The following is a 19,902-nucleotide window of genomic DNA, read 5'->3' as shown; positions in this document are numbered from 1 at the left end:
AGGTAATTAGAGGCATTCTGCAGCCTCGCGTCCGGCCTCAGGGCCAAGGAGTCATAAGGTGAAACTGGAAACACCGGTACTGGATTTGGTCAACAGCCCCGAAGAGCTGCGCAAGCTGGATGAAAATCAGCTGCATGCTCTTGTTGACGACCTGCGGGCAGAGACCATTCATGCGGTGTCCCATACCGGCGGCCATCTGGGCGCGGGTTTAGGGGTCGTTGAACTGACAGTTGCGCTGCATTACCTGTTTGATACCCCACAGGACCGCCTGATTTGGGATGTGGGCCATCAATGTTATCCGCATAAAATCCTGACCGAACGGCGCGACCGTATACGCACCCTGCGCCAGGGCGGGGGCTTGAGCGGTTTCACCAAACGGGCCGAAAGCAAATATGACGCCTTTGGCGCCGGGCACAGCTCCACCTCTATCTCCGCCGGCCTCGGCATGGCGGTTGGCAAAAGCCTGGATGGCGAGCATGGCAATGTGATCGCGGTGATCGGCGACGGCTCGATGAGTGCCGGCATGGCCTATGAGGCAATGAACAATGCGGGCGCGATGAATTCCCGCCTGATCGTCATCCTGAACGACAATGATATGTCGATCGCGCCGCCGGTCGGTGCCATGAGCGCCTATCTGTCCAAGCTGCTATCGTCGAAATCCTATCTATCGCTTCGGGAAGTGGCGAAAAAGATTGCCCATAAATTCCCCGACCCCATGGAAAAAGCCGCTGCGCGCGCCGAGGAGTTTGCCCGCGGCATGATGACCGGCGGTACTTTGTTTGAAGAGATGGGCTTCTATTATGTCGGCCCGATTGATGGCCATAACCTGGATCATCTGCTCCCCGTGCTGCGTAATGTGCGCGACGGCGAAGAACGCGGCCCCTTCCTGGTCCATGTGGTGACCCAGAAGGGCAAGGGCTACGCCCCGGCGGAAGAAGCCGCCGATAAATATCACGGTGTTTCCAAATTTGATGTGGTCACCGGCACCCAGCATAAGGCCAAAGCCAACGCCCCCAGCTATACCGCCATTTTCGGCGAGACCCTGACCAAGCTGGCTGATGAGGATGACAAGATCGTCGCCATCACGGCGGCCATGCCATCCGGCACAGGACTTAACATTTTCGAAAAACGCCACCCCGACCGCACCTTTGATGTGGCGATCGCCGAACAGCATGCGGTGACCTTTGCCGCCGGGTTGGCCTGTGAGAGTTACCGCCCGTTCGTAGCCATTTATTCCACCTTCCTGCAGCGCGCCTATGACCAGATTGTCCATGATGTGGCGATCCAAAATTTGCCGGTGCGCTTTGCCATCGACCGTGCGGGTTTTGTCGGTGCCGATGGCGCGACCCATTGCGGGGCGTTTGATATTGCCTATCTTTGCTGCCTGCCCAACATGGTGGTCATGGCCGCCAGTGACGAGGCGGAGCTGGCGCGCATGACCGCGACCGCAGCCCATCATGACCAAGGGCCGATCGCCTTCCGCTATCCCCGTGGCGAGGGCGTTGGCGTCGATATTCCGGAAAAGCCGGAACCACTTGAAATCGGCAAGGGCCGGATCGTGCGCGACGGCAATACCGTGGCGATCCTGTCCTTTGGCGCCCGGTTGCAGGAAAGCCTGAAAGCCGCAGAAGAACTATCGGCCCGGGGCATCAGCACCACGGTGGCCGATGCACGCTTTGCCAAACCGCTGGATGAAGACCTGATCCGTGAACTGGCAGAAAGACATGATGTCCTGATCACGATTGAAGAGGGCTCCATTGGTGGTTTTGGTGCACTTGTCACCGATTTCCTGGTGAAGAATGACCTGACACAGGGGCTGAAAGTCCGGCCGCTTTACATGCCGGACATGTTTTTGGATCATGACAAGCCGGACGTCCAATATGCCAAAGCCAGCCTGGATGCTGCGGCCATCTGTGACGCCGCGCTTCAGGCCTTGGGAATCGAACAAGCGCTTGATACCAAAGACAAGAGGATCAGAAACTGATCGCTTCTGCCGACAGATCATTGCATTTCAAGGCTGCCTTCCCTTCATTTGGGGATAGTCTCGCTTTCCGCCATGGGGTGAAATGACCCGAAAGAGCCTGCGCCTCGTTTATCTTCTTATCGGCTTCATCGCTGTGGGCCTTGCCTTTGTCGGCATCCTGCTGCCGATCATGCCGACGGTCCCGTTTCTGATCGTGGCACTCTGGGCCTTTTCCAAAAGCTCCGAGAAATTCCATAACTGGCTCTACAGCCATAAATCTTTCGGCCCGATCCTGCGCGACTGGGATCAATATCGTGTCGTGCCGATCTGGGGAAAAATCTGGTCCAGTGCCGCCATGGCCGGATCCCTGGTGATGATGATCTTCCTGTTCAAGGTGCCGCTTTGGGCGGTTTCCTGCGCCGCCGTCGTGATGGCCGCCATTGCCTGGTATATCCTTAGCAAACCCAGCCGCAAGCCGGACGGTGCCCAGAGCCAGGCGGCCCAAACCCCCGCCGATTAAAAGGGCACTCTTTGTTTTTTGCCCTTCTGAGATTCGGAAATACCAGCTTCTATCTATATTCCGCCAAGGCACGCTGAAACGGATCTAACGGGACTATGTCGGCTGTTATCCGAAGGTGTTTGGTGAACAGTATCTGGGTTACTGAGCAGTGATTCTGGCATTTTCTCCCTCTTTACAATTTTGATCACATTCTGCTAGCCTGCCCGGCCCGGCAAAACGCCCGGACTCGTTTCAACCCTAGCAAAAACTGTTTGTCCCTCTTGTTTAAGGAGTCAGGTCATGACTGCGCCTGCGCCCCTCTATTCTATGTTCGGTTCGCCCCTTGGCGAAGCGCGCGGGGAAGTGCGTCGCCTGCTCGGGATTTCCTGGCCTCTGGCATTGAGCTATGTCGGCCATATCGCCATCGGCACCACTGATGTTTTGATGATCGGGCGACTGGGTGCAGAAGAGTTGGCCTCTTCCGCCGTTGCAATCAGTGTCTATTACGGATTTTACATGTTTTGCATGGGCGTGGTGATCGCAGTGACACCGCTTGCCTCCCAGGCCCTGGGTGCCGGCGATCCGCGCATGGCGCGCCGGGCAGTTCGCCAGGGAATTTGGGTCGCTTTGACATTGGCGGTTCCTGCCATGATCCTGCTCTGGCAGATTGACTGGGTCTTGAACATTTTGTTCCAGGATCAGCGCCTGATCGGCCGGGCCACCGGCTATATGCATTTCTTCATGTGGGGCATGGTCTTCACCCTGATGTATGATGCCATGCGCTGTTTCATGATTGCGCTGGGCCGGGCACGCCCGACACTCTATATCACGATTGTGGGCATCATTTTGAATGCAGTGCTGAATTACGGTCTATTGTTCGGCAATCTGGGCCTGCCGGAAATGGGGCTACCGGGCGCGGGGCTGTCCAGCCTGCTGGTTAATGCCACCATGTTCCTGATCTGCCTGTCGATCCTCTATACCCGTCTGCCCTATCGGCGTTATCACATATTGGGTCGTCTCTGGCGTCCGGATTGGTCCCTCTATCGTCAGATTTTTAAGCTTGGTGTTCCAATCGGCATCGGCTTCATGCTGGAACAGGGCATGTTTTCCGCCGCCACTCTGACCGCGGGCAGCATCGGCCCCAATGAAACCGCTGCCCATGCCATCGCCATGAATATTGTCACTGTTGCCTTCATGATCGCCTCCGGCCTGGCCGAAGAGGGGCTGATTTCCACTGGCACCCTACTGGCGGGCCTGTTCAGCCCGATCGAGGTCGCCGCCCATGCCATTGCGCTGCAATGGATATCAATTGCCTATATGGTGGGGCTCGGTTTTTCCGGTGCCGCCAGCACGCGGGCGGGCTTTTTCATGGGCCGCAAAGATGTCTCCGGAATTCGCCGGGCGTGCCTGAGCTCGCTTTTCATGGCGCTTGGCTTCATGGGCTGTTTTGCCCTGCTCTTCACCTTTTTTCCCTATGAGCTGTCCCAGGTTTTCCTGGATCCGGAAACCCCTGACGCTCAGCAGGTATTGATGCTGGCGGCATCATTGCTCGCGGTCGCGGCCCTGTTCCAGATCACGGATGGCCTACAGTTGATCATGGCCGGCACCTTGAATGGCATTTCCGATATGCTGGCCGCTTCCATGATCGGGCTGGTCTGTTATTGGGGCATCGGTATCAGCGCCGCAGTTCTCTTCGGCTTTTATCTGGAGGCCGGTGTGATCGGAATCTGGTGGGGCATGGCACTGGGCTTGGTTACCGCGGCGCTCGCCTATATGATCCGCTTCTATTTCAAGACTGCTGATGAGCGATTGTTCGATGACTGAGACTGCCAAACCTGCCAAGCCCAAGAAAATCCGTGTCGACCAGTTACTGGTGGATCGCGGTCTGGTGGAGACCCGCACGAAGGGCCAGGCCCTGGTGATGGCGGGTAAGGTCTTTAGCGGCGAACAAAAGATAGCCAAACCCGGTGACAAGCTCGCCGATGACAAACCGCTTGAAGTGCGTGGCCAGGACCATCCCTGGGTCAGTCGCGGCGGGTTGAAACTGGAAAAGGGCTTGCATGAATTTGACCTCGATCCAACGGGCCTGATCGCTGTGGATGTCGGGGCCTCAACCGGTGGGTTCACCGATGTGCTGCTGCAAAATGGCGCGACCAAGGTTTATTCGGTCGATGTTGGCCGCGGCCAGTTGCATTGGAAACTGCGCACCGATGACCGGGTTGTGGTGATGGAATCCACCAATGCCCGGACATTGGATGCAGAGACCGTACCCGATCCAATTGATGCGGTTGTCTGCGATGCCAGTTTCATCGGCCTGGAAAAAGTGCTGCCCGCCGCCCTCGCATTGGTCAAACCCGGCGGTTGGCTGTTGGCCCTCATCAAGCCGCAGTTTCAAGTCGGCAAGGGACAGGTTGGCAAAGGCGGTGTTGTCCGGGATCCGGCCCTGCATCAACAAGCCTGTGACGATGTGCGCGACTGGCTGAACAGCCTGGACGGCTGGTCGGTTCAGGGGCTGACGGAAAGTCCGATCACCGGGCCGCAGGGCAATGTGGAATTTCTCATCCATGCCAAACGATCGTGATTCTCGAAACCCGATCCCGCAAAAGTGACCAACTTACCCCTTGGCCGGGGACAAGAATCACCGCTAAAATTCCAGATATCAATCGGTTAGGAGGTTAATTTTTATGGATCTGTCGCGCTTCAAGGGAATGAAGATCCTGGTCGTGGACGATCATGAACCCATTCGCCGGCTGATCCGATCCATCCTGAAAACCGTTGCGGTCGCGCATATCCGAGAGGTTGGCGACGGTCGTGAAGCGATCAAGGTGCTGACCGATTTTGCGCCCGACATGGCGTTGGTTGATATCCGCATGAAGCCCATGGGCGGGATCGAATTTGTCCAGATGCTGCGCAACAGCGACGGCAAGGATGGATTGCCGCGTGATCTGCCCATCATCATGGTCACCGGGGTTGAGGATGAGACCGCCATTATGGAGGCACTTAAATCCGGGGCTGATACCGTGGTGACCAAACCAATCATGCCCAAGGCATTATTGGAACGTATGTCAATTGGTTTGGACAATGCCGAAAAACGCATTGCCATCGCCAGCAAGGCCGCCTCGGATTAACCGAGATTTAACACGCCCCTGTTTCCTGCAGGTGGTTATATTCTCACCCGACCTGCCTTATATTCTTTTCTGGATCATCAACCAATCTAGCCGGGGGTCCCATGCCGCAACCTGACCATATTCATATCCTGCCCATTCCCGAAACCGGCGAGTTGGACGCGGACTTGCAGAAATATCTCTCGATCTGCGAGGAAAAACTGGGTTTGGTGCCCAATGTGTTGAAATCCTATTCCTTCCGCCCCGAACGTCTGCGCAAATTCATTGACCATTATAATGAGGTCATGCTGGCGGAATCGAAACTCAGTAAACTGGAGCGGGAAATGATTGCCGTGGTGGTGAGCAGTTGCAACCGCTGTTACTACTGCCTTGTCGCCCATGGCCAGGCCGTGCGGGAACTGAGCGGCGATCCGGAACTGGGGGAAATGCTTGTGATGAATTATCGGGTGGCCCCGCTGGAGGCTAAACAGCGTGCGATGCTGGATTTTGCCTGGAAAATGACCGAGACGCCCGCGGCGACCACCGAGGCCGACCGGCAGGCGCTCCTATCTGCTGGCTTTGATGAAGAATCCTATTTCGACATTTGTGAAACCATCGGTTTTTTCAACTATACCAACAGGATGGCACATGGATTAGACATGATGCCGAACCGCGAATACCACACAAAAAACCGGTAACACGAGACCTTTAACGCCCTTCGGCAATAATACCAACTCAAGGAATGAAGACCCATGGCAAAGTTCGGCCGTTTTTTCCTCTGGCTCTTCGCATCGATCGGCGCATTGGTGGCGCTCGGTCTGGCGGGGATTATTGTGGCGGCCACCCGGTTTCAGCCAGCGGCCCCGGAAGTCCCGGACAAGACCGTGCTGATGCTGGACTTGTCGACCCCGCTCAGTGAAAAGCGCGACAGCGGCGGCTTCCTGCCCTCTTCCGTCCAGGAACCTGTTTTACTGGATGTAATTGAAGCCCTGGAGCATGCCCGGAACGATGATCGGATCGAGGCTGTCGTGGCAGAATTGGGCCAGACCGGGCTTGGTGTCGGCAGAACCCAAGAATTGCGTGAGGCGATCTCTCGATTCCGCGAGTCCGGGAAACCGGCGCTGATCTATTCGGAAGATCTGGGCAGTTTCGGTGGGGGCATGCTTGATTATTACCTAGCCAGTGCCTTTTCGGAAATCTGGGTTCAACCCTCCGGCGGTGTCGGCCTGACCGGCCTGGCCCTGGAAAGCCCCTATTTCGCCGGGGCTTTAGAGAAACTGGACATCACCCCGCGTTTTGAACAACGCCATGAATATAAAGGCGGCGCGGAATCCCTCACCAGAACCGGCATGTCCCTGCCGGTTCGGCAAAGCATGGAGCGGATGGTCGACGGCTGGATGGCCCAGATCGTACGCGATCTGGAAACGGACCGGCCCAAATTGACCGGCCAAGTTACCAGCCTGATCGATAACGGCCCTTATCTAGCGCATGATGCCTGGACCACCGGCCTTGTGGACAAACTGGCTTATCCGGATGAATGGGAAACGGAAATCCGCAATCGGTTCAATATGGACCTGTTGGATGCCATGACGGTTGGCGAATATCTGGCCGCCAACGGGTTCCAGCCAAAGGATGAAAACGGCAACTTCCGACCGGCAACTCACATTGCCCTGATTTACGGTGTCGGTACCATCATGCCGGACGAAGGCGGCGACGGTGCCTGGAATGACAGTACCTTTGGCCCCTATGAAGTGGCCCAGGCCCTGCGCGAGGCCCGCGAGGATGCCACCATCGAAGGGGTTTTGATGCGCATTGACAGCCCCGGCGGTGCCTATCCCCAGGCGGACATGGTCTGGCGCGAGATCAAACAGTTGCGGGACGCGGGCAAGCCCGTGGTTGCGGTTATGGGGGATGTTGCCGCCAGCGGCGGTTATTTTGCCGCCATGGCCGCCGATTATGTGGTGGCCCGGCCTGGCACGGTCACCGGATCAATCGGCGTCTATTCCGGTAAATTCGTCACCGAAGGCCTATGGAATAGCCTGGGCATTCAGTGGGACCGGGTGCAAAGCGGCCGAAATGCCGGCATGTGGAGCATGGTTTCCGACTTCACCCCAACCGAATTGGCCAAATTCAGAGAGTTTCTGGATTTCGTTTATCAGGATTTCACCAGCAAGGCCGCGAAGGATCGGGAATTGAGCATGCCTCAGATTGACAAAGCTGCCCGTGGCCGGATCTGGACCGGGGAAGATGCCATTCAGATCGGCCTGGTTGATGAATTGGGTGGCATGGCCGAAGCAGAGCGCGCACTCACCCGGCTGATGAATTTGAAAGAAGACAGCCCGCTTTCCAGGACGGTCCTGCCCGCTCAGCCAAGCGCGCTGGAACGCCTGGAGATGCTTCTGGGATCTGACGACCCGCTGCAATGGATCGCCACCAAAGCGATCCACCAGACGGTAAAAAGCCAGGCCGAATCAGTGCTGGGAGATCTGAGCGCCTTCACCCCACAGGCCGGCCTGGTTCAGATGCCGCCCATGCGGGTTGCTGACTGACATCCGGTTCCTATCCGGAACAAGTTTTCCAGGCAAAAAAAGGGCGGCTGTAATCAGCCGCCCCTTCTTCATTCTATTGGGTCCGTCCGGACTTAGCCGATGGTCTGACCGTCCTCACGGGCAATCGCGACAATCGAGGAGCGCGGCGTTGTATCACCACCATCCGGGAAATGACTGCCGGTGTCTTTTTCACCCGGATGCTGAATCCCGATGAAGAGCGTGCGACGGTCTGCGGACCAGGTGATCCCGGTAACCTCACAGCCTTTCGGTCCAACCAGGAAACGTTTGATTTCGCCGGTTTCCGGATCACCAACCAGCATCTGGTTGTTGCCCTGACCTTCGAAATCGCCTTCGTTTTTATAGTTGCCGTCGGTTTGGATCCACAGCAGGCCGGTGCTGTCGAATGCCAGACCGTCCGGGCTGTTGAACATATTATCTTCATTCACATTTGCAGACCCCTTGCGATCATCCTTGTGAACTTTCGGGTTGCCGGCCAGGACGAACAAGTCCCAGGTGAATTTGTCAGCGGAATGGTCTTCATTCATCGGTTCCCAACGAACGATCTGACCATATTTGTTGGCTTCGCGCGGGTTGGCCGCATTGACGGAGGTGTCATCGCCACCGGCATTGGGCTTTTTGCCACGGTTTTTGTTGTTGGTCAGGCAGCAATAAGCCTCAACCTTGTTCGGGTTGGCGGAAACCCATTCCGGACGGTCCATTGTGGTGGCTTTCACAGCCGATGCGCCCATGCGGGTATGGATGCAGATCTCGGCCATGTCCTTCATGCCGGTGGTGGTCGGGGTCAGGGCCAACCATTCACCCGTGCCGTCATCGTTGAATTTCGCGGCATAAAGGGTGCCTTCTTCCAACAGTTTGGAATGATCACCACCCACCGTGTATTTGTCTTTGGAAACAAAGCGATAGAGATACTCACCGCGTTCATCATCGCCCATGTAGACAACCACATGGCCGTTGCTGGCCACAACCAGTTCGGCATTTTCATGCTTCAGGCGGCCAAGGGCCGTGCGTTTTTTCGGGGTGGATTTCGGATCCATCGGATCGATTTCCACGATGTAGCCGGCGCGGTTCGGTTCATTCACGTTTTTGGAGATGTCGAATCGCTCATCGGTCATCGCCCAGTTATAGCCCCAGTCCTTGTGACTGACGCCATAGCGCTTCAATGCCGCCGGAATTTCGAAATTCTCGTCCGAGGAAGAGAAATAACCGTTAAAATTCTCTTCACAGGTCAGATAGGTGCCCCACGGTGTGCGGCCGTTGCCGCAGTTGTTCCAGGTGCCAAGAGACTGGGTACCGGTCGGATCCGCCTTTGTTTTCAGCAGGTCATGGCCCCGGGCCGGACCGGTGATTTCCATGGGGCTGTCAGCGGTGATGCGGCGGTTGAACGGCGAATCCTTCAGAACTTCCCATTTGCCATCCTTGGAAACCACTTCCATCACGGTCACACCATGTGCCGCCTTGCCTTTGCGCACATCATCAGCGGTTTCCGGCAGTTTGCTTTCCCGGTTGCCATAAATGATATCACGGTTGGTATATTCGTTGTTGACCGCCAGAATGTTACGGCCCTGATTCTGGAACAGCGCCATGCCATCGGTATTGTCGCCAAACGCCAGTTCCTGGCTGCTGCCGGTGCCGCGGCTCGCCTGATTGAATTCCTCGCCGTTGCTCCACAATGGCTGGCCCCAGCTGGCCAGGACATGCCATTTGTAACCCGCCGGCACAGTGATGGTATCAAGCGAATTGGCTGCAACCTGATCGAACGCCAGACGGGAGGTCGCCGCTTCAGCGGAACGGGTCAGTGCCGTGCTGCCCAACAGACCTGCGGCCGCGCCCATGGCCAAAGCACCGCCCAGGAAGTTACGACGGCTCATGCGGGCCTCTACGACACGATCGAAATCGGTTTCCGCCGGCGGCGGGTTCACCGCCTCATCAAAATCATCGATGGATTCGTATTTGAAATTCTCGCTGGTCATAGTCCTCTACCCTTGATCGCTGGGATGATGCCTTGTTTTTAATGCGATATTCCTGCGGAACATCCCGAGGCACCTGTGAATGGAATTGCGAGACGATAGAGGTGATCATTTACAGTTTGATTACCGTTTTTTTACCACAGTTCGACAGCCGCCTTTTTCTGTGGTCAGCTATTCATGAAAAAGGCTGAGGTGGCCTCATCAGCAGGGAAGAAGGATTCGATCTTGATTTCCTGCAAGCTGATATCCTGAGGCGTGCCAAGAGTGGCCAATGTGGTGAAGAAACTCAGCCGGTGACCTTCTTTCTCAAAGTCGATGGTCATCATCGGCACTTCCCAGTCGCCAGGCGCTACTTGCCGCCAGTTGCGGGGGACACCACGATAGGAGGCCAACTCATCCACCAGTTCCTGCAACTCGTCATTGCCACCCAGCGCATGAACGTCACCCTGCATCCGGCGCAAAAGTTTGACCGCGACTTCCTCCCAATTGACAACATAACGGCGATAGCCGTCCGGCTTGAACAGATTATGCATCAGATTGGCACCGTCTTCGGGCAGATTCTGTACATGATCAACATCATAAAGGAACATCAGCATCTTCAAGGCCCCGCTATTGGCCCGGACCAGATTGCATCCGCCATCCATCACCACGGCAGGAAAGGGTTCATGGGCCTGCAGGATCATGTTCAATGCCTGATCGACCATTTCCAACTCCGGAGCATCCAGGCTGCTTTCCTTATATTGCGGGGCAAATCCTGCCGTCATCAGCATCTGATTGCGATCCCGCAGCGGGATATTCAATCCTTCGCACAAGGTCAGCACCATGGACAGGCTGGGCCGGTTGCGCCCGTTTTCCAGGAAGCTGATATGTTTCTGGCTTACGTCACAGCGCATTGCCAGCTCAAGCTGGCTGACGCCATGTTTGGCGCGCCAGGATTTAACAAGATTACCGAAATTGCTCATCATCATGCCCCCTTTATGCCCGCCTATACGTAATCAAGACAATAACCCGACAGGTAATTGAGATCATACCCTCCTCCGGTTAGCAATAGCACAATCTTCATTAATCCAAGGATTTAACAGGATGAATACAAGTGAAAAAACCCTTTTGAGAAAAGCCCTTTATGCCAATTCATCCTTCTCCCTGGTTTCCGGCCTGATCTTCCTGACCTTGCCGGCAGTGCTGGCGGAATGGTTTGTGGCAGAAGAATTCACTCTTTTCGCCGCCGGTCCGGCAGATGTCATTCGGATCATGGGTTTCCTGATCCTCATTTTTGCAAGTCTGGTTTTTGCCGCCGCCCGGCAAGGGAACATGGCACCGCTCTGGTCGAAGCTGATTATCGCCGCCGATTTCAGCTGGGTGCTGGGCAGCGCCGCCTTGATTGCCTTGGCGCCCGATTATCTGACCCTGGCCGGACTAACCTTCACTGCTGCGGCTGCGCTTGCCGTCCTGGCCTTCGCCTTGGTTCAGATCTCCGGCCTGCGCCAGCTTGTCAGTGAAAGCCCAGCCTCTGTCCGACCTCACCCAGGCTTGCCTCAATAATATCTAGGGCGAGATCCATCTCGCTCTGGCTGGTGACCAGGGAGGGGGTGAAGGTGAGGACATTGCCCATGGTGGTCTTGAAGCTGAGCCCCTTGGCCAGGGCGGCATACAGAACCTGATCCGCTGCCTCTCCGGCCGGTGCCCGGCTGTCCCGATCCATGACCAATTCCACTCCGAATAAGAAGCCCCTTCCCCGGACATCCCCGATAAGCGCATGGCGCTGCCGCATTTCGCGCAACCGTTCCAGCGCATAGCCGCCCAGTTCCGCCGCATGCTCGACCAGGCCTTCTTCCTCGATAATCTCGATCGTGGTCAGGGCCGCCCTGGTGGTGACCGGATTTTTCTCATGGGTGTAATGGCCGATGGCATAGTCGCCGGTGACATCCAGCTCCGGCTTTGCCACCACCGCCGAGATTGGCAGCATGCCGCCGCCCAGCGCCTTGCCCAGCAGCAGGATGTCCGGCACCACGCCTTCATATTCACAGGAAAACATGCGTCCGGTCTTGCCCAGGCCCGTCGGGATCTCATCAAAGATCAATAAGGTGCCATGATCATCACAGGCCTGGCGCACCGCCTGCCAGAAACCCGGATCGGGTATATAGGGCACCGCCCGGGTCGGCTCTGCGATGAAGGCCCCGATATCCCCTTCCTTTTCCAGGATATATCGGATCTGATTGGCGCAGATCTCCGCGCTGCCCTCGCGCACGCCCCAGGCATTGCGGTAATCGCCAAAGGGCGGCACATGTTCCGTGCCCGGCAACAACGGCCCGTGGCGGCCGCCGCGGAACATTTCTTCCCCACCGACCGAGCTGGCCCCAAACCCGGCCCCATGGAACGCATCCCAGAAACTTAATGTCTTGAACCTCCCGGTTTTCATCCGCGCGATCTTGAGCGCGATCTCTACCGCGTCTGATCCACCGGTGGCAAACAGCACCTTGGACAAATCCCCCGGCGTGATCGCGCCCAATTTCTCTGCCAGAGTCACCGCCGGTTCACAGGTAAACCGCCTAGGGGCAAAAGGCAGATCCGCCATCTGTTTCGTCACCGCCTCGATCAGCCTTGGATGGCCATAGCCGATATGATGGACATTGTTGCCGTGAAAATCCATGTAACGGCGACCCGACGCATCCTCGATCCAGATACCCTCCGCTTTCTTTATGACCGAAAGACAGGGGGTGGAAACGGATTGATGCAGAAAAGCCGCCTCATCCCGGTCCAGCAGCGCCCTTGCCTCCGGCTCAATATAATCCGCCGCCCAGGTGGCCCGGTTGGGGGAAGAGTTCACATCGCCTTCGGCACCGGCGGGGGCCGTATCTTCCTGCATCATACAAATCCTTTCATCGGGAGGGTTTGTGGAAATGCAGTCTTGCGGAAAGAATTCACATAAGACAAATTGATTTAAGTTATTTAAATTATAATTTGAAATTATTCATGAACCTGACCCAGCTCAAAGCTTTTCATGCGGTGGCAAAATCCGGCAGCTTCACCAGGGCCGCGGAACGGCTGTGTATCAGCCAGCCGGCAGTGACCGCCAGTATCTCCGCCCTGGAAGAGCGCCATGGTGTGCCCCTGTTTCACCGGAGGGGCCGCAAGATAAGCCTGACCCATGCGGGCGATCATCTGCTTGGGATTGCCGAGCGCCTGTTCGCCCTGGAAGAGGAAGCCGCGGATTATCTCGAAGGCGCGCAGGATCTAAAAACCGGCAAGCTGCGCCTGGCCATCGGCAGCCCTTATGGCATAGCGCCGTTGCTGAAACGGTTCCGCAAGCGCTATCCCGGCATCGAGATACAGCTTCTGCCCGGCAATTTCCAGAATGTTGAGGAAATGCTGCTGGCCGAACAGGCCGATCTTGCCATCCAGACCGAAGCCCCCGAAATGGACGGCATCACCCGCCTTCCCTTCCAACAGCATCAATTGATCGCCTTTTGCCATCGCGATGATCCCATGGCCGCACAAAACGGGCCGATCAATCTGTGGCAATTGGAACAGGCAACTTTGATTTTGAGGGAAAAAGGGTCCGTAACCCGTCGATTGTTTGAAGAGGCTACCAAGCAACACGATTTCACCCCACACAGCGTCATCGAAGCCGGCAGCCGGGAAACGGTCGAAGAACTGGTGCGCCAGCGGCTGGGGATTGGGATCGTCTTATCAGGTGAGCTTCCAGAGGACGACATCTTGCACCCCCTGCCCTTGGTGGAACCTAAACAAGAAATCACTGATTATCTTCTCTATCTGGATCGCAGGCATGCACTTTCCTTACTGCGTGCCTTCCTGGATCTGGTGCAGTGATCAGCCGACAGAACGAGCCTCCCGCTCCACCTGGACCCGGTTCCTCGCCACCTTCTCAACCATTGCTCTGAGCGCAAAGGGCCTTTTATCATGTCGGCCGCTCCAGGCGATGATTTCGATCATCACCGGTGCCAGATCCCGGCCCTTTTTCGTCAGGCGATAGCGGTAACTGCGGCGGTTCTCAGGATCCTGTTCCTTTTCCAGGATCCCTTCGGCCTCGAGATGTTTCAACCGATCCGCCAGGATATTGGTGGAAATGCCTTCCTCCATCTCCAGGAATTCGCCATAGGTGGATTTGCCGTTGAACATCAGTTCCCGGATCACCAGCAGGCTCCATCGGTCACCGAAGGTATCCAGTCCAAAAGCGACCGGACAGCCGGATTGGCGTTGTTTGTCAGTGTTTCTCATATCCAACAGATATTTATTTTAATTGCAAAATGCAAGTATTTCTGCGGATTTCCCGTTCCCATACGGGCGAACTCCCCGATTACTGGCAATTTATCACTTGCATTTTGAAAGCAATCGCCCAACATTTAATTAACTTGCATTTCGCAAGCTTTTATCAAACCGACAGATAGAACGGGATTTTCTCACATGACTGACAATGAAAAATCAAATGATCTGAACCGCCGCGAAGCCCTTGGCTTGATTGCCGCCTCGTCTGCGGCGGCGGTGACGGTCGGCTCAGTGTCGATCCTTGGTTCCAACGCCGCAAGTGCTGTTGGCATTTCCTCTGCCGCCAGCACCCCCGGTGCCTTTGTTTATACCGAAGTCCAGATTTCTGTCCCGTTTGATCAGGCTCCCTGGCCGAAGATCAACGAAGACATCAAAAAACAGCCGGGCTTCCTGAACAAAACCTGGCTGTCAGGCGTGAAAACCAATTCCCTTGGCGGGATTTATGCCTTCGACAGCATTGAAAATGCGCAGAATTTCGTCACCGGCTATTTTCCGGAGGAAGCCGGCAGCTTTGATGCCGCCCATAACACCCGCGTCTTTGATGCCCCTATTGTTCGCGAAGCCAGCATGGATCTGGGATCACCATTCTTCGGTGTTGAACCATCGGCAAAGCCAGGGGCATTCGTCTATACGGAAGTACAGCTCAACATGCCCTTCAAGAGGTTTCCCTGGGCAAAGCGCAACCGGATCCTCAAACAGGAGCCCGGCCTGATCACCAAGACCTGGCTGAGCGGTTTGCATACCAACACCATCGGCGGCATCGATGCTTTTGATACAGTGGAAAATGCCAAAGCCTTCGCCCTGAAAAGCTTTCCGGAGACAGCGCGCAAGCTGAATGCCGCTTTCTATACAAGGGTCTTTGACGCTTCAGTTACCGAAACCGCCAGTCGTGATATGTATTCGCCTTTCTATGCCTGACGGGTTTGCTGGCGGTCTTTTGTGGGCCGCCAGCCTCTTAACGCCGCTGGCGGGCCATGAAGGCCAGGCGTTCGAAAAGATGCACATCCTGTTCGTTCTTGAGCAGCGCGCCATGGAGCGGCGGGATCGCCTTAGAAGGATCGGTCTCGCGCAGCACGGTCGGGTCGATATCCTGAACCATCAACAGCTTGATCCAATCCAGCAATTCCGAGGTGGAAGGACGCTTTTTCAGACCCTGGACCTCGCGGACCTCGAAAAACATATTCAAGGCTTCACGCAGAAGGGTCTTTTTGATGTCCGGATAATGGACAGCCACGATCTTGGCCATAGTCTCGGCATCCGGGAACTGGATATAGTGGAAGAAACAGCGGCGCAAAAAGGCGTCGGGGAGTTCCTTTTCATTGTTGGAGGTGATGATCACCAGGGGCCGCTGTTTGGCGACCACGCGCTGCTGGGTCTCATAGACGTGAAACTCCATCCGGTCGAGTTCCAGCAGCAGATCGTTGGGAAACTCAATGTCGGCCTTGTCGATCTCATCGATCAGCAGGATCGGCGCCTGATCGCGCTCAAAAGCCTCCCACAACTTGCCCTTGACGATATAATTACCAATGTCATGGACCTTTTCATCGCCCAGCTGGCTGTCGCGCAGGCGGCTGACTGCGTCATACTCGTAAAGGCCCTGCTGGGCCTTGGTGGTGGATTTGATATGCCACTCGATCAGATCGCGGCCCAGGCCCTTGGCAACCTGTTCGGCCAACACCGTCTTGCCAGTGCCGGGCTCGCCCTTGATCAGCAAAGGGCGTTCCAGGGTAATCGCCGCATTGACCGCAACCTTGAGGTCCTCGGTTGCCACATAATCCTTCGTGCCCTGGAACTGCATGCCCCTGCCCTTTTGTCTGATGCTTAACCTGCCATGGCCGCTTCGATGGCTTCCAGCGCCTTGCCGGCAACCGCCCCGTCCGGGCCACCGGCCTGGGCCATGTCGGGGCGGCCACCGCCACCCTTGCCACCCATGGCGGCAGAGCCCACACGGACAAGATCCACCGCGCTGAACCGGTCGGTCAGGTCATCGGTCACGCCCACCACCAGTGAGGCCTTGCCGTCATTGACCGCAGCCACAGCAATCACGCCGGAGCCCAGCTCTTTTTTCAAGGCATCGACCAAGGGTTTCAATTCCTTGGCCGGAACCCCATCCAACAGGCGGGTTGCATATTTTGCGCCATTGATTTCCTTGGCTTCGGGAGCGCTCGCCCCGCCGCCACTGCCTGCCGCGGCCAGTTTGCGGCGCAACTCAGAAACCTCGCGTTCCAGCTTCTTACGCTCATCCACCAGGCTGGCCACACGGGCCGGAACGTCGGCTTCCTGCGCTTTCAGGATGAAGGCCGTTTCCTTCAGGCTGGCTTCCTTGGCGTTGGCGAAATCAATCGCCGCCTGGCCGGTCACCACCTCGATCCGGCGCACGCCGGAGGCAATGGCAGCCTCAGAAATGATCTTGAAATAGCCGATGTCACCGGTACGTTTCACATGGGTGCCGCCGCACAGCTCGGTGGAATAATAATCCTTGCCGTCCGCCTCGGTTTCCAAGCCCATGGAGACAACCCGGACCTCGTCACCATATTTCTCGCCAAATAGCGCCATGGCACCAGCCTCGATCGCCGCATCCGGCGTCATCAAACGGGTGGCAACCTCGATATTGGCCCGGATCTGGGCATTGACGATGGCTTCGACCTCGGCAATCTGTTCCGGTGTCATGCCTTTCGGATTGGCAAAGTCAAAACGCATGAAGTCAGCCGCTACCAGCGAACCTTTCTGGGTCACATGCTCGCCCAGGACACGGCGCAGCGCTTCATGGGCCAGATGGGTCACAGAATGGTTGGCCCGCAGCCTTGCCCGATGATCGCCATCCACATGCAGGGAAAGCTCGTCACCGGTTTTGAAACCGCCTTTGACCACCTTGCCCACATGAAGATGCAGCTCACCCATTTTCTTCAGCGTGTCAGTCACTTCAAACAGCGCGCCATCGGGACCTTCGATATGGCCCTTGTCGCCCATCTGGCCGCCGGATTCGCCATAGAACGGGGTTTGACTGGCCAGCAGGATGGCTTCGTCGCCTTGGCTGATTTCTTCCACAGGCGCACCATCCTTGACGATGGCGGTGACAACACCTTCAGCCGTTTCGGTTTCATAGCCCAGGAATTCGGTCGCGCCGACCTTGTCCTGCACATCAAACCAGACCGCGTCGGTCGCCTGTTCGCCGGAGCCTTTCCATTTGGAACGCGCGGCTTCTTTCTGTTCTTCCATGGCGGCGTCAAAACCGGCCACGTCCAGCGCCCGGTTCTGGCCGCGCAGGATATCCTGGGTCAGATCAAGCGGGAAACCGTAGGTATCGTACAAGGTGAAGGCCACCCGGCCGTCCAGCGCCTGGCCATCGCCCAGCTTGGCGGTTTCGGCTTCCAGCATATGCAGACCGCGGTCCAGCGTGCGGCGGAAACCGGTCTCTTCCAGTTTCAGGGTTTCGGTGATCAGCGCCTCGGCCCGTTTCAGCTCTCCGAAATGCCCGCCCATCTTGTCAATCAGGCTCGGCACCAGTTTATGCATCAAAGGCTCCTGCGCGCCCAGCATATGGGCATGGCGCATACCGCGGCGCATGATGCGGCGCAACACATAGCCGCGGCCGACTTTGTCCGGGAGAACCCCGTCAGCGATCAGGAAGGCGGCCGAGCGCAGATGGTCGGCGATCACTTTATGACTGACCGCCTGCGGACCATCGGGGTCCACATTGGTGATATCCGCGCAGCTCTCGATGATATGGCGCAGCAGGTCGATATCATAGTTGTTATGTTTGCCCTGCAAGACGGCGGTGATGCGTTCCAGGCCCATGCCGGTATCGATGGACGGGTTCGGCAGGTTGACCCGGTTACCAGGGTTAAGCTGCTCATACTGCATGAAGACCAGGTTCCAGATCTCGATGAAGCGGTCGCCATCTTCATCCGGGCTGCCCGGAGGGCCGCCGGGGATGCCTTCGCCATGATCAAAGAAGATCTCGGTACAAGGCCCGCAGGGGCCGGTATCGCCCATCTGCCAGAAGTTATCCGAGGTCGGGATGCGGATGATCCGGTCGTCAGACAGGCCTGCGACCTTCTTCCAAATACCGGCAGCCTCTTCATCCTCGGAATAGACGGTCACCAGCAGCTTTTCCTTCGGCAGGCCATATTCGCCGGTCACCAGATCCCAGGCAAATTTGATCGCATCATCCTTGAAATAATCCCCGAACGAGAAATTGCCCAGCATTTCAAAGAAAGTGTGATGGCGCGCGGTATAACCGACATTTTCAAGATCATTATGCTTGCCCCCGGCGCGCACGCATTTCTGCGAGGTGGTCGCACGGCTGTAATCACGGGCTTCCTGGCCGGTGAACACATTCTTGAACTGGACCATGCCCGCGTTGGTGAACATCAGGGTCGGGTCATTCCGAGGCACCAGAGGTGAAGAATCAACGATCTCATGCCCGTGCTTCTGGAAATAATTCAGGAAAGTGGTGCGGATTTCATTTGCCGTGATCATGGCTGACACTACCGTTTCTGCTTAGTCTTGAGGCCTGTTTGCTTCGTCCTGCGTTTTTTGCCGCATCGCCGCAAATTAACGGGTTTAGTTACCCTGTCGCACAGCCACTGTCCAGCCCACCGCTGGGCATTGCCGTAAGAAATAGGCCCAGGATTAGAAATCTGCAAAAAAACGGGCCCGGAAATCCGGGCCCAGTGTGGCAAGGTCTTACCATACAAACTGATAAATTCATTGAGAGAGACAGGCTGTCAGTCTGCCGCAGCTATGACCGTTTCCTTCTCTTCCTCCGGGCGGACTTCCGACAGGAACCGGTCCACCTCATTGCGCAGGATATGCGATTGTTTTGAGAGCGCGTCTGAAGCATCCAGCATCTCCGAAGACATCTGCCCGGATTTGCCTGCCGCCTGGGTCACCCCGCAGATAACGCCCGAAACCTTTTCCGTGCCCTGGGCCGCCTGCTGGGTATTGCGGGCGATTTCCTGGGTTGTGACGGTCTGTTCCTGGACCGCCGCCGCAATGGCGTTGGAGATCTGACTGACATTATTCATGGTGAAGGAAATACCGTTGATCGCATCCACCGCATCCTGACTGCGGCCCCGGATCGTACGGACCTGGGCCGAGATTTCATCGGTTGCCCGCGCGGTCTGCCCGGCCAGGGTTTTCACTTCCGATGCCACCACGGCAAAGCCTTTTCCGGACTCACCCGCCCGGGCGGCCTCAATGGTGGCATTCAAGGCCAGCAGGTTGGTCTGTTCCGCGATCTCGGAAATCATCGCGACCACTTCCTGGATTTTCTCCGCAGCAACAGCCAGATCCCGCACGGTTTCATCGCTTTGACGGACCTTTTCCACCGCTTCGGACGTCACCCGTGTCGATTCCTGGACCTGACGGTCAATCTCGGCGATTGAGGCTGAAAGCTCCTCTGCAGCGGCTGCGACGGTTTGAACATTGCTGCTCGCCTCTTCCGCGGCGGACGCAACCGTCTCGGCCTGGCTGTTGGTCTGGGTGGCGGAAGCCGACATATGCTGTG

General features: G+C 56.7%; 17 protein-coding genes. 10 read left to right on the top strand and 7 right to left on the bottom strand.

The genetic code is table 11. The features are described from left to right. Window positions 1-58 precede the first annotated feature (58 nt). From dxs to sppA, 7 genes are all read left to right on the top strand, one after another. Window positions 59-1,984, top strand: a complete 1,926-nt coding sequence (gene dxs / locus DFP90_RS08540) for a 1-deoxy-D-xylulose-5-phosphate synthase (protein WP_218044616.1) — start codon at window positions 59-61, stop codon at window positions 1,982-1,984. Window positions 1,985-2,066: 82 nt separating this feature from the next. Further along, complete coding sequence (locus DFP90_RS08535; RefSeq protein WP_115936029.1) at window positions 2,067-2,483, top strand: YbaN family protein; 417 nt, start codon at window positions 2,067-2,069, stop codon at window positions 2,481-2,483. A gap of 279 nt (window positions 2,484-2,762) precedes the next feature. Further along, entirely contained in the window at window positions 2,763-4,286 is a 1,524-nt protein-coding gene (locus DFP90_RS08530; RefSeq protein WP_115936028.1) for an MATE family efflux transporter, read from the top strand. Continuing rightward, on the top strand, window positions 4,279-5,043 hold the full coding sequence (locus DFP90_RS08525) for a TlyA family RNA methyltransferase (protein ID WP_245957002.1): 765 nt from the start codon (window positions 4,279-4,281) through the stop codon (window positions 5,041-5,043). Before DFP90_RS08530 ends, DFP90_RS08525 begins: the two co-directional genes overlap by 8 nt. Before the next feature lie 103 nt (window positions 5,044-5,146). Next, complete coding sequence (locus DFP90_RS08520; RefSeq protein ID WP_115936026.1) at window positions 5,147-5,590, top strand: response regulator; 444 nt, start codon at window positions 5,147-5,149, stop codon at window positions 5,588-5,590. 101 nt (window positions 5,591-5,691) lie between these two features. Next, on the top strand, window positions 5,692-6,264 hold the full coding sequence (locus DFP90_RS08515) for a peroxidase-related enzyme (protein WP_115936025.1): 573 nt from the start codon (window positions 5,692-5,694) through the stop codon (window positions 6,262-6,264). 54 nt (window positions 6,265-6,318) lie between these two features. Continuing rightward, the gene (gene sppA, locus DFP90_RS08510) at window positions 6,319-8,115 is read left to right on the top strand and encodes a signal peptide peptidase SppA (RefSeq protein WP_115936024.1); all 1,797 of its coding nucleotides are present in this window, start codon (window positions 6,319-6,321) and stop codon (window positions 8,113-8,115) included. A gap of 92 nt (window positions 8,116-8,207) precedes the next feature. Here sppA and DFP90_RS08505 read toward each other — a convergent pair whose 3' ends face one another. Together DFP90_RS08505 and DFP90_RS08500 are read right to left on the bottom strand one after the other, a co-directional pair. After that, window positions 8,208-10,106, bottom strand: coding sequence for a PhoX family protein (locus DFP90_RS08505; protein WP_115936023.1), 1,899 nt, complete (start codon window positions 10,104-10,106; stop codon window positions 8,208-8,210). 164 nt (window positions 10,107-10,270) lie between these two features. Further along, window positions 10,271-11,071: a helix-turn-helix transcriptional regulator gene (locus DFP90_RS08500; protein ID WP_115936022.1), complete on the bottom strand. Its 801-nt coding sequence runs from the start codon at window positions 11,069-11,071 to the stop codon at window positions 10,271-10,273. Between the two features lie 115 nt (window positions 11,072-11,186). On the opposite strand from DFP90_RS08500, the gene DFP90_RS08495 reads away from it, so the two are divergent. Next, the gene (locus DFP90_RS08495) at window positions 11,187-11,645 is read left to right on the top strand and encodes a hypothetical protein (RefSeq protein WP_115936021.1); all 459 of its coding nucleotides are present in this window, start codon (window positions 11,187-11,189) and stop codon (window positions 11,643-11,645) included. Here DFP90_RS08495 and pbfA read toward each other — a convergent pair. Next, complete coding sequence (gene pbfA / locus DFP90_RS08490) at window positions 11,596-12,972, bottom strand: (R)-1-hydroxy-2-aminoethylphosphonate ammonia-lyase (protein WP_245957001.1); 1,377 nt, start codon at window positions 12,970-12,972, stop codon at window positions 11,596-11,598. The two genes, DFP90_RS08495 and pbfA, sit on opposite strands and share 50 nt — an antisense overlap. Window positions 12,973-13,076: 104 nt before the next feature. Here pbfA and DFP90_RS08485 point away from each other — a divergent pair, with 104 nt between their 5' ends. Next, entirely contained in the window at window positions 13,077-13,934 is an 858-nt protein-coding gene (locus tag DFP90_RS08485; protein WP_115936019.1) for a LysR substrate-binding domain-containing protein, read from the top strand. Here the strand turns inward: DFP90_RS08485 and DFP90_RS08480 are convergent, their stop codons facing one another. Then, window positions 13,935-14,342, bottom strand: coding sequence for a winged helix-turn-helix transcriptional regulator (locus DFP90_RS08480; RefSeq protein WP_115936115.1), 408 nt, complete (start codon window positions 14,340-14,342; stop codon window positions 13,935-13,937). Between the two features lie 186 nt (window positions 14,343-14,528). Here DFP90_RS08480 and DFP90_RS08475 point away from each other — a divergent pair, with 186 nt between their 5' ends. Next, window positions 14,529-15,308 carry a YdhR family protein gene (locus DFP90_RS08475; protein WP_115936018.1) on the top strand — a complete coding sequence of 260 codons (780 nt, stop codon included), beginning with the start codon at window positions 14,529-14,531 and terminating at the stop codon, window positions 15,306-15,308. Window positions 15,309-15,345: 37 nt separating this feature from the next. Here DFP90_RS08475 and DFP90_RS08470 read toward each other — a convergent pair whose 3' ends face one another. From DFP90_RS08470 to DFP90_RS08460, 3 genes are all read right to left on the bottom strand, one after another. After that, entirely contained in the window at window positions 15,346-16,188 is an 843-nt protein-coding gene (locus DFP90_RS08470; protein WP_115936017.1) for an AAA family ATPase, read from the bottom strand. A gap of 23 nt (window positions 16,189-16,211) precedes the next feature. Next, complete coding sequence (gene alaS / locus DFP90_RS08465; RefSeq protein ID WP_115936016.1) at window positions 16,212-18,872, bottom strand: alanine--tRNA ligase; 2,661 nt, start codon at window positions 18,870-18,872, stop codon at window positions 16,212-16,214. Window positions 18,873-19,120: 248 nt separating this feature from the next. After that, window positions 19,121-19,894 (bottom strand): methyl-accepting chemotaxis protein, encoded by a 774-nt coding sequence (locus DFP90_RS08460; protein ID WP_115936015.1) that lies wholly within the window; start codon window positions 19,892-19,894, stop codon window positions 19,121-19,123. Window positions 19,895-19,902: the final 8 nt, after the last annotated feature.

Origin of the sequence: Aestuariispira insulae (assembly GCF_003385955.1) — a bacterium.
Lineage (GTDB): Bacteria > Pseudomonadota > Alphaproteobacteria > UBA8366 > Aestuariispiraceae > Aestuariispira > Aestuariispira insulae.
Note: the sequence above shows the minus strand (reverse complement) of the source record. Positions and strands in the feature narration are given on the sequence as shown.